This is a genomic window from Nitrosospira sp. NRS527, from assembly GCF_018406445.1.
GTDB classification, from domain to species: domain Bacteria; phylum Pseudomonadota; class Gammaproteobacteria; order Burkholderiales; family Nitrosomonadaceae; genus Nitrosospira; species Nitrosospira briensis.
In genome coordinates this window covers 2,623,207-2,633,649 of record NZ_AP024515.1, presented here as the reverse complement: position 1 = coordinate 2,633,649, position 10,443 = coordinate 2,623,207, and the positions used below count along the sequence as shown (strand labels likewise).

Below are 10,443 nucleotides of genomic sequence, written 5' to 3'. Positions count from 1 at the left end.
AAAACGAGCAACACCAGATTGAAGGAAAGCAGGACAGCAACAAATTATCGAAGTTTCTACCGGCGTAGAGTAGTTCAGGAACAGAGGCAAGTTCAGGAACAGAGGGGCAGGACAAGCCGGTAGAGCGCGCAGCACTTGATCAACGAAACAAGGCAACAGGAGGAAACAACATGGCAACAACACTAGGAACGTCGGGTCACGCCAAGGCAAGCGGCCGCGACTACGACATGTCGGAGTGGTATGACTCGAGGTGGTACAAATTCGGGCTCATCACCATGCTGCTGGTAGCGATATTCTGGGTCTGGTATCAACGGACCTTCGCCTACTCGCACGGCATGGACTCCATGGAACCCGAGTTTGAAAAAGTATGGATGGGACTGTGGCGCGTCCACATGATCGTCATGCCGATCTTTGCCCTCATCACCTGGGGCTGGATCTGGAAGACCCGCGACACCAACCTGGACAACCTTGACCCCAAACTGGAAGTCAAGCGTTACTTCTACTGGATGATGTGGCTGGGCGTCTACCTGTTTGGCGTATACTGGGGCGGCAGTTTCTTCACCGAGCAGGACGCCTCCTGGCACCAGGTCATCATCCGCGACACCAGCTTCACCCCCAGCCACGTCGTCGTGTTCTACGGCTCCTTCCCCATGTACATCGTCTGCGGCGTGGCAAGCTACCTGTACGCCATGACCCGCCTGCCGCTGTACTCCCGTGGCACCTCGTTCCCGCTCGTCATGGCCATTGCCGGACCGCTCATGATCCTGCCGAACGTAGGCCTGAACGAATGGGGTCATGCCTTCTGGTTCATGGAAGAACTCTTCAGCGCACCGCTGCACTGGGGCTTCGTCATCCTGGGCTGGTCGGGACTGTTTGCAGGCGGGATCGCAGCACAGATCATCACCCGCTACTCCAACCTGACCGACGTCGTCTGGAATGGCCAAAGCAAAGTCATCCTCAACAACCGGATCGTACCGTAACCTGAAAGACCGGCTGAACCCAAGTTCAGCCGGTCTTTTTGATTTGGCACCACCCGGACTCGAGGAACCCTGAGGAACCTTGGGCCGCTCTGCCGCCGCAACCCGACGGCAGAGCGGCCCGCCGCTACCGCCGCTGCGGCGAACAAAGACCCAGCCCAAAAAAAACAAGCTGGGGCGGAAAGAGGACAAGCAGCACCAAGCAACACGCAACAGCAACACATCATTCACGTATTAAGATCGTAGACATTTGAGGGGAGGGTGCGATGAGCAGAACCGATGAAATACTGAAGGCGGCCAAGATGCCGCCGGAAGCAGTAAAGATGTCCAGGATGATAGACGCGGTATATTTCCCGATTCTATGTATCCTTCTGGTTGGAACCTACCACATGCACTTCATGCTGCTGGCAGGCGACTGGGACTTCTGGCTGGACTGGAAAGACCGCCAATGGTGGCCGGTAGTGACCCCCATCGTGGGCATCACCTATTGCGCCGCCATCATGTACTACCTGTGGGTCAACTACCGGCTGCCCTTTGGCGCCACCCTCTGCGTCGTCTGCCTGCTGACCGGCGAATGGCTGACCCGCTACTGGGGCTTCTACTGGTGGTCGCACTACCCCATCAGCTTCGTCTTCCCCTCCACCATGATACCGGGCGCACTGGTCATGGACACCGTCATGCTGCTCACCCGCAACTGGATGATCACAGCCTTAGTCGGCGGAGGCGCATTCGGACTCCTGTTCTACCCGGGTAACTGGCCCATCTTTGGCCCGACCCACCTGCCGCTGGTAGCGGAAGGCGTACTGTTGTCCGTTGCTGACTACACCGGCTTCCTGTACGTTCGCACCGGCACCCCCGAGTACGTACGCAACATCGAACAAGGCTCACTCAGAACCTTTGGCGGCCACACCACCGTCATCGCCTCATTCTTTGCCGCCTTCGTCTCCATGCTCATGTTCTGCCTCTGGTGGTACTTCGGCAAACTTTACTGCACCGCATTCTTCTACGTCAAAGGGGCCCGTGGCCGCGTCACCATGAAAAACGACGTCACTGCATTTGGCGAAGAAGGCTTTCCCGAGGGGATCAAATAATGGAATTCAACAACCTCATCAAGCGCAGCCTGACCGGCCTGTGCGGCATGGCAGCCCTGGGCATGACCTTCATGCTCGACGTCACCCCGGCCCAGGCCCACGGCGAACGCTCCCAGGAACCCTTCCTGCGCATGCGTACCATCCAGTGGTACGACATGAAATGGGGACCTGAGACCACCAAAGTGAACGACCTGGCCAGCATGACCGGCAAATTTCACCTGGCCGAAGACTGGCCGCGCGCTGTTGGCAAACCGGGCCGCGCCTTCTTCAACGTCGGCAGCCCCAGCCCCGTGTTCGTACGCCTCTCCACCAAGCTGAACGGCGAACCGACCATGATTGCCGGCCCGCTCGAAATCGGACGCGACTACGCCTTCGAAGTCAGGCTCAAAGCCCGCATCCCGGGTCGCCATCACATGCACGCCATGCTGAACATCAAGGATGCAGGCCCGATTGCCGGCCCCGCCGCCTGGATGAACATCACCGGCAGCTGGGATGACTTCACCAACCCCGTCAAACTGCTGACAGGCGAGACCATCGATACCGAAACCTTCAACCTGGGCAACGGCCTCTTCTGGCACGCCCTGTGGATGGGATTGGGCATCTTCTGGATCGGCTACTACGTTGCCCGGCCCATGTTCCTGCCGCGCAGCCGCGTACTGCTGGCCTACGGCGACGAACTGCTGCTGGACCCGATGGACACCAAAGTGGCCTGGATCGTACTGCTTGCCACCATTGGGCTCGTATGGGGCGGCTACCGTTACACCGAAAACAAGCATCCCTACACCGTGCCCATCCAGGCGGGTGAATCCAAGGTTGCCCCGTTGCCGGTGAAACCCAACCCCATCTCCATCAAAGTGACCCACGCCAACTACGACGTACCGGGGCGGGCACTGCGGGTTACCATGAGCGTCACCAACAGCGGCGATTCAGCCTACCGCATTGGCGAATTCACCACGGCCGGCATCCGGTTCATCAACAAAGTGGGCTTGAAGCACATGGACCGCAACTATCCGAAGGAACTCGTGGCCACCGGCTTATCGTTTGACAACGAGACCCCGATACAGCCGGGCGAGACCCGTGAAGTGAAGATGGAAGCGAAAGACGCACTGTGGGAAGTACAGCGGCTCATGGCCTTGCTGGGCGACCCGGAAAGCCGTTTTGGCGGATTGCTCATGACATGGAGCGATAGTGGCGATCGCAACATCAACAGCATAGCGGGCGCCGTCATACCGGTCTTCACCAAGCTCTAAGCCGCATGGGACGCAAGGCCTAGCCCCGTCCCGCAAGGCATTGACACCGGTCCGCCGCCGTCGCCAGACGGAAAGGTGGATCGGTGTTTTTTATGCAGCATAAAAATAGTAGAATTAGCAAAGCAGCATCGGCATGACGACAGCCCGCAGGCCTCCCGCCCGCGGACGAACGGCAGGCCCGCCCAAGTGGCGATTAGCTGAAACAGTGAATCTTGTAACTTCGTAACAACGAACAACGCGGAGAGAACCCGTTTGTGATTAGGCAAGTAACACAGGCAATGCTCATCCTGACCGCGGCGCTCTATGCCGGCGCGGCAGGCGCGCACGGAAAAGTCTCGCTGGAAGAAGACAGCTGCGTGCGCCGCATTGGCGAGAACATGGTGCACTTAAGCGCCTACCAGCCGCAATTTGAGCCCAGCGCCCAATACTGCACCGAAATCCCCAAGAGCGGAGACACCTACCTGGTGGTCGACCTGATCGACCCGGCCCTGCGCGAAATGCCCATCGGCATGCGCGTCGTCAGAGGTACCAGCGAAACCGACGACGAGACCGTAAGCTACCTGCGGCCAAGCTACCACCCCGACGGCGTGATCAAGGGCGAGACCAGCCTGGACCAGGGCTTGTACACCGTCATCATCACCGCCGAAGGCCTGCCGCCCCTGCGCTACCAGTACCCCTTGCGGGTACAGATGATCAACTACGCGAACATATTCCGCACCGCGGTCGGGCCGCTGATCGCCCTGCTGCTTTTGATCCTGCTGGGATACAAGCTCATGAAATCCAAGCGCATGCAGCGCTGGCGTGCCTCGCGCCGCCCGTAGACCACGAAAACGACGAAACAAAGACAACCCGGACAACCCGGACAGCCCCGGCGGCAACCTGAGTATCGGGCCGTAGGATCGACGATTCATCATTTCTTATAGGTGACCTTGATAATGTCCTTACCCTCTCTCAAACCCGCCCTCCTGGGCCTGATGCTGGGCCTGGCCCTGCCGTTGTCCACCCAAGTGCACGCCCACGGCGGACTCTCCCTGGCCGACGACATCTGCAAACTCACCATCGGCCCCTATACCATGCACTTTACCGGCTACCAGCCGGAAAGCACCCAGGAGAAAGAATTCTGCGAAGACATCCCGGCCGTCGGCCGCACCGTCGTCGCCCTCGACTACATTGAAGAAGCGTTGCGACCCCTGCCCACCGAAGTGCGCATCATCCGCGACACCGGCGCGGCCGCCGGCGCGGAGGGAAACCTGGACGCCATCACCCTGCTGCATATCCCGGCCAAGGTCTACCCCAACGGCTCCATCAACTTCGAATACGACTTCACCCAGCCCGGCAAATTCGTAGGCCTGGTCACCGTCGCCGGCAAGGAGGAGTACATCTCGCGCTTCCCCTTCTCCGTGGGCGAACCCAAAGGCACCTCGCCCTATCTCATCGGCGCCATCGCCGTCATTGTGGTCGGTGCCGGCGTCTTCTTCCTGCGCGGGCGCAAATCCACCACTGCCGGTGCCGCCTGAGCAGTAGCCAACCAAAGTAGCCAACCCGGCAGCATAATGGAATAAGCCGGCGGCGATTGCCGCCGGGGCAGCGCCCGAACCAAACCGGAGCCATACAGTCTAAGTAACAGGTTCAGATAACAATAATATGGTCCGGATAAAAAGCCAAAAAAGACAGAAAAGATCAATCTGCCCACCCACCCTCGTGGCGTGGCACACGAAGAGGAGCCAAGAATGCAATCGATCATGATTCCCTCCCTCAAACAGGTCATGATGGGCAGTATCCTGCTCATGGCACTGGGGGCAGGGCTGCACAGCACCCCCGTCCTGGCGCACGCCATGCTGGTCAAGGCCGAACCGCCGCGCCGGGCGCAGCTCACCCAGACCCCCACGCAAGTACGGCTCTGGTTCAACGAAGAAATCGAAAAGGACTATGCCTCGCTGACCGTGCTGGACGCCGCCAAGGCACCGGTCACCGACATCCGGCCGCACATCGCCGAGGACGACCGCAAAGCCATCGTATTGCCCCTGTCGCAACTGGCGCCCGGCAAATACACGGTAAAGTTCCGGGTGCTGTCGGTGGACGGCCACGTGGTTGACTCGTCCTACGACTTCACCGTAAAGAGCAAAACACCCGCCAAATGATCGAGGTCATCGCGACGCTGCTGCGCTGGTCACAGCTTGCGTCCAACATGATCCTGGTCGGAAGCTGCGTCTTCCTGGCCATTGCCGGCTCCATCCACTCCCCCTGGGTGGGCCGCCTGGAGCGGGCGCTGCCTTGGCTCGCGCTCATCCTCCTGGCCGGGTTGATGGGCATCCTCGCCACCACCACGGCCCAGGCCACCGGCATCGACGCCAACGCCTGGCATCCGCAGGCCTGGCTCGCGCTCGTGCAGAATACCCACATGGGACACGTCTGGGCAGGGCGCGCCGCCTGCGCCGCGCTCGTCTGCGCCATCGCCCTCTATATCCGCGTCTCCCCCCCGGCAAGATGGCAATACATCCTGTGCGCCACCGTCGCTTCCGCCACCTTGACCGTGGGCGCGCTCGCCAGCCACGCCGCCGCCGAAGACCTGTCCTTCCTGTCCGTACTGCCCTACGCCTTGCACATCATCATGGCCAGCGTCTGGTTCGGCGCCTTGCCGGCCTTCCTGGTGGTCTGTTTCAGCTGCGACGTGCCGCAGGCAAACGACGCGCGTCCCGGCGACACGCGCTCCGGCATCCGGACGCCCGCCATCCAGCGCATCCATGCCGTGTTCCACGCGCGCGAAGCGTCGGCCACAGCCGACGCGCTCGCCTTGAAGCGCTTCTCCACCATGGCCCTGCCGGTCATGCTGACGGTGATCGCCACCGGCATCTTCATCACCTACCGCATGGTCGACAGCAGCTACAGCGCCCTGGTCGCCACCGAATACGGCTGGCTGCTCAACGGCAAGATCGCCCTGCTGCTGGTGGTGCTCGTCATCGCTGCGCGCGCGCGCAGCTGGTTGCCGCTGCTGGCCCAGCACGCCGATGGCCTGGCCGCGGCCGGTGGGCACCGGCTGCGCAAGTGGGTCAGCTTCGAATTCGTCATCGCGCTGGGCATCGTGTTGCTGGCCACCATCGTCGCCAATACCGTCCCGGCCAAGCACGCCATCATCCAGAACTGGCCCTACTCCTTCCGCTTCTCCCTGGCCGCCACCTGGGGCGACCCGAGCGTGATGCTGCGCGTCTGGAGCGGCCTGGCGCTGCTGGCCGCCGCCGGCGCGGCGATCGCGTTCGGGCGCACCAAAAAATGGGACATGAAGCGCCGCCTGGGCATTCCGCTCCTGCTGGCCGCCGTGGCCCTGGGCGTGGGCCTGCCGCCCCTGGCGGTGGACGCCTACCCGGAAACCTACCGCAAGACGCCGGTGCCGTTCGATACCATTTCCATCGCCAACGGCTCGGCCCACTTTGCCGAGAACTGCGTGCCCTGCCACGGCGCCCAGGGCAAGGGCAACGGCGTGATGGCCAAGAGCTTCGCCAAGCCGCCGGTGGACATGCTCACCGAGCCGCACACCGCCAAGCATACCGCCGGCGACTTCTTCCACTGGCTCTCCTTCGGCATTCCCGGCACCGGCATGCCCGAATTTGCCGACAGGCTCTCGGAGGAGGACCGCTGGGACGTGGTCAATTTCCTGCATGCCATGTCGCGCGGTTACCAGGCACGCCTGATGAGCCCGCAGGTCAAGCCGGAACAGCCGCAGCCTGGCATGGGTCCGCCCAATTTCTCCTATACCGCGCAGGATGGCGCAAGCGGCACCCTGAAGGATTTCCGCGGCAAGAAGAATGTGCTGCTGGTGCTGTTCTCGTGGCCGCAGTCGCGTGAGCGGCTGGCGCAGCTGCGTGATCTCGATGCCAGGCTGGCCGCGGCCAATACGGTGTTGCTGGCGGTGCCGGAGGACGATCCGGATTCGCACGAGCTGGAGCAGATCCAGGCCAATGTACCCTTACCGCTGGTGGTCGACGGCGCGCACGAGATTGTGCAGAGCTATAAGCTGTTTCGGCGGACGCTGAACAAGGCCGATCTGCTGGGGGAGGGCACCTTGCCGCCGCACATGGAGTTCCTGGTGGACCGCTTCGGTTATCTGCGCGCGCGCTGGATTCCGGATGCGGATGGCCCGGGCTGGTCAAATACCGATATGCTGATGCAACAGGTCGCTCAGCTTAATCGGGAAAAGGAGATATTGCCTCCGCCGGGGGATCATGTGCATTGATCAGTACCGGCTGGTTCCACTGTTTGGTGGGTTGGCGCTCACAAGCGCCCGTTGCAAAAGTTATTTTTGCTCACCCGGCTTAGGCGCCGGGGCCGTCTGAGGGACTGGTGGGGCTTGTGATACCGGCGAAGCTTGCAAAAGGGACGTCCCTGACCCGGTAGAGTTCGGAGGGGCAGCCAGAACTTGATCCGACGTCATTTCCATGGCGCCTTCAGGTTCGATCAGCGATCCCAATTCTTCCAAGGGTGGCAACTCCTCAATGGAACACAGATTCAAATCGTTGAGAAAACCCGCGGTCGTTGCGTACAAGGCCGGTCGGCCGGGGACGTCGCGATGCCCGACAGTTGTTATCCAGCCACGCGACTCCAGCGCCTTGAGCACAGGCCCCGAGACAGCAACACCTCGTATTTCCTCGATGTCGCCACGTGTTACCGGCTGGCGATACGCAATGATGGAAAGCGTTTCCAGCACCGCACGAGAGTATCGTGGCGGTTTCTGGGGATTAAGCCGGTCAAGAAATTCCTGCATCTCCGGCCGGGCACGGAAGCGCCAGCCACCGGCAATACTCACCAGTTCCACTCCCTTCCCCTCCCAGTCCTGGCGCAACTCTTCGAGCAACCGACGCAGAACTTCCGCACTCAGTTCCCCATTGAATAGCTTCTTCAGTTCCACTAACGGTAACGGGTCCTGGCTGGTAAGTAACGCCGCCTCCAGAATTTGTTTAATTCCCCGAGGATTGGACGCCTCTGCGATACTAACTGACGATGAGGGCACTGATTGGCCTGACATAAATAATCCCGAAAGTGCGAGGCTGACTTACCTCCACCTGATTTTCCCTGACAAGTTCCAGCAGCGCTAGAAAAGTTACCACCAATTCCGGCACCCCGGCAGCAGAATTGAACAATTCGTTGAACTCGACAAAGTTCTGTCCCTGTAATTGAAGCAGAATCCGGCTCATATGGGCCCGAACCGAAAGCTCTTCCCGAGTGATATGGTGCCGCCGATTCACATTGGAGCGCGCCATCAGCATAAGCCAGGCGTCACGGAGATTATCCACGCTGACTTCCGGCAAGTACTCAATCACCGCTTGATCAATCTGGATTCCAGCTACCGTAAAATCACGTCCGGCTTGCGGCAACTCATTGAGTCTCTGCGCCGCGAGTTTCATTTGTTCGTATTCCAGAAGACGCCGCACCAGTTCAGCGCGCGGGTCACTTTCCTCCTCAGCCAGCAAAACAGGCAGCGGCAGCAGCATACGAGATTTGATTTCAATCAGAACCGCGGCCATCAGGAGATATTCTGCCGCCAGTTCCAGCTTGTTAGCCCGCATCATTTCGATGTAGCCCATATATTGCCGCGTAAGCTCCGCCATGGGAATATCCAGCACATCCAGGTTATGTTTGCGGATAAGATAAAGCAGCAGATCGAGCGGTCCCTGAAATGTATCGAGAAATACTTCCAGCGCATCCGGCGGGATATACAAATCCGAAGGCAGTTCGGCCAGCGGTTCACCGTGGATCTTCGCAACCGAATTAGTGATGGGAGGGTAAGAAGAATCGTTCACCTTGAATATCCGCACGCGCTCTGCATGTGCTTGCTATTCCATCTCGCTACAGACACTACATCGACCCATGAAAAGTCGCTGAGACGCTCTCAAGAGTAATCCAGCCCCATCGCTTCCCTGACATCCCGCATGGTCTCTTGAGCCAGTCTATCGGCTTTCTCACACCCATCGGCGATGATGTTCCGCACCAGGCTGGGATCTTCCTCATACATCCGGGCGCGTTCATGCATGGGCTTCTGTTCGGCCAATATCGCATCAATGACAGGCTGCTTGCAGTCCAGGCAGCCGATACCGGCGCTTACGCAACCCTCCTGCGCCCATCTTTTGGTTTCCTCGCTCGAATAGACCAGGTGGAATTGCCACAGCGGGCATTTGGCGGGGTCGCCAGGATCACTGCGCCGGACACGTGCCGGATCCGTCGGCATGGTGCGAATTTTCTTTATCACACTGGCGGGATCCTCCCGCAAGCTGATGGTGTTATTGTACGATTTGGACATCTTCTGTCCATCCAGCCCCGGCATTTTTGAAGCGAGAGTGAGCATCACTTCCGGTTCGGAAAGAATCATTTTTCCGCCACCTTCGAGATATCCGAATAATCGCTCCTGGTCACCCAGGCTCACATTCTGCTGCTCGTCCAGCAATGATTTCGCCGCGGCTAGCGCCTGTTGATCGCCGTGCTCCTGGTAGCGATTTCGTAACTCACGATAGACCCTGGATTTTTTTGAACCCAGTTTTTTTATTGCCGCCTCCGCTTTCTCGCGGAATCCCGCTTCCTTGCCATATATGTGGTTAAAGCGACGGGCAATTTCGCGGGTAAACTCGATATGCGGCGCCTGATCCTCGCCCACCGGCACGCGCGTGGCGCGATAAATGAGAATATCCGCGCTTTGCAGCAGGGGATAACCCAGAAAGCCGTAAGTGCTCAGTTCCCTCTCAGACAATTTTTCCTGCTGGTCCTTATAAGAGGGCACGCGTTCCAGCCAACCCAGCGGTGTAATCATCGAGAGCAGCAAATGCAGTTCGGCGTGCGCCGGCACCCGCGACTGGATGAACAATGTTGCCTGTGCCGGGTCCACGCCCGCGGCAAGCCAATCTATCACCATATCCCAGACATGTTTCTCGATCACTTCCGGTGTATCGTAGTGAGTCGTGAGAGCATGCCAGTCGGCAACAAAAAACAGGCATTCAAACTGGTGCTGCAACTCTACCCAATTCTTCAGCACGCCGTGGTAATGCCCCAAATGCAGGGCACCGGTGGGACGCATCCCCGACAAAACCCGATCAGCGAACATACTTTACTTGCCCTCGATTATCTTTGGCCAGAATTCCT

Annotated in this window: 10 protein-coding genes; 7 read left to right on the top strand and 3 right to left on the bottom strand. The window is 59.6% G+C overall.

What is annotated here, in order from left to right:
• The first annotated feature begins 170 nt into the window (after window positions 1-170).
• The 7 genes from KJS40_RS11795 (at window position 171) to KJS40_RS11765 (ending at window position 7,549) form a co-directional block, all read left to right on the top strand.
• On the top strand, window positions 171-980 hold the full coding sequence (locus tag KJS40_RS11795; RefSeq protein WP_053111335.1) for a methane monooxygenase/ammonia monooxygenase subunit C: 810 nt from the start codon (window positions 171-173) through the stop codon (window positions 978-980).
• Between the two features lie 263 nt (window positions 981-1,243).
• Window positions 1,244-2,068 (top strand): methane monooxygenase/ammonia monooxygenase subunit A, encoded by an 825-nt coding sequence (locus KJS40_RS11790; RefSeq protein ID WP_025042266.1) that lies wholly within the window; start codon window positions 1,244-1,246, stop codon window positions 2,066-2,068.
• Entirely contained in the window at window positions 2,068-3,318 is a 1,251-nt protein-coding gene (locus tag KJS40_RS11785; protein WP_213537966.1) for a methane monooxygenase/ammonia monooxygenase subunit B, read from the top strand. Before KJS40_RS11790 ends, KJS40_RS11785 begins: the two co-directional genes overlap by 1 nt.
• Window positions 3,319-3,596: 278 nt before the next feature.
• Window positions 3,597-4,139 carry a hypothetical protein gene (locus KJS40_RS11780; RefSeq protein WP_244859586.1) on the top strand — a complete coding sequence of 181 codons (543 nt, stop codon included), beginning with the start codon at window positions 3,597-3,599 and terminating at the stop codon, window positions 4,137-4,139.
• A 114-nt stretch (window positions 4,140-4,253) separates the two neighbouring features.
• Window positions 4,254-4,835 carry a hypothetical protein gene (locus KJS40_RS11775; RefSeq protein ID WP_244859584.1) on the top strand — a complete coding sequence of 194 codons (582 nt, stop codon included), beginning with the start codon at window positions 4,254-4,256 and terminating at the stop codon, window positions 4,833-4,835.
• 213 nt (window positions 4,836-5,048) lie between these two features.
• Entirely contained in the window at window positions 5,049-5,459 is a 411-nt protein-coding gene (locus KJS40_RS11770; protein WP_244859582.1) for a copper resistance CopC family protein, read from the top strand.
• Window positions 5,456-7,549 (top strand): CopD family protein, encoded by a 2,094-nt coding sequence (locus KJS40_RS11765; RefSeq protein ID WP_213537964.1) that lies wholly within the window; start codon window positions 5,456-5,458, stop codon window positions 7,547-7,549. Before KJS40_RS11770 ends, KJS40_RS11765 begins: the two co-directional genes overlap by 4 nt.
• 60 nt (window positions 7,550-7,609) lie before the next feature.
• Here the strand turns inward: KJS40_RS11765 and scpB are convergent, their stop codons facing one another.
• The 3 genes from scpB to KJS40_RS11750 all read right to left on the bottom strand — a co-directional run bounded on the left by scpB (window position 7,610) and on the right by KJS40_RS11750 (window position 10,405).
• Complete coding sequence (gene scpB / locus KJS40_RS11760; RefSeq protein WP_213537963.1) at window positions 7,610-8,338, bottom strand: SMC-Scp complex subunit ScpB; 729 nt, start codon at window positions 8,336-8,338, stop codon at window positions 7,610-7,612.
• Complete coding sequence (locus KJS40_RS11755; RefSeq protein ID WP_213537962.1) at window positions 8,304-9,113, bottom strand: ScpA family protein; 810 nt, start codon at window positions 9,111-9,113, stop codon at window positions 8,304-8,306. Before KJS40_RS11755 ends, scpB begins: the two co-directional genes overlap by 35 nt.
• A gap of 89 nt (window positions 9,114-9,202) precedes the next feature.
• Window positions 9,203-10,405, bottom strand: a complete 1,203-nt coding sequence (locus tag KJS40_RS11750) for a tryptophan--tRNA ligase (RefSeq protein ID WP_213537961.1) — start codon at window positions 10,403-10,405, stop codon at window positions 9,203-9,205.
• Window positions 10,406-10,443 lie beyond the last annotated feature (38 nt).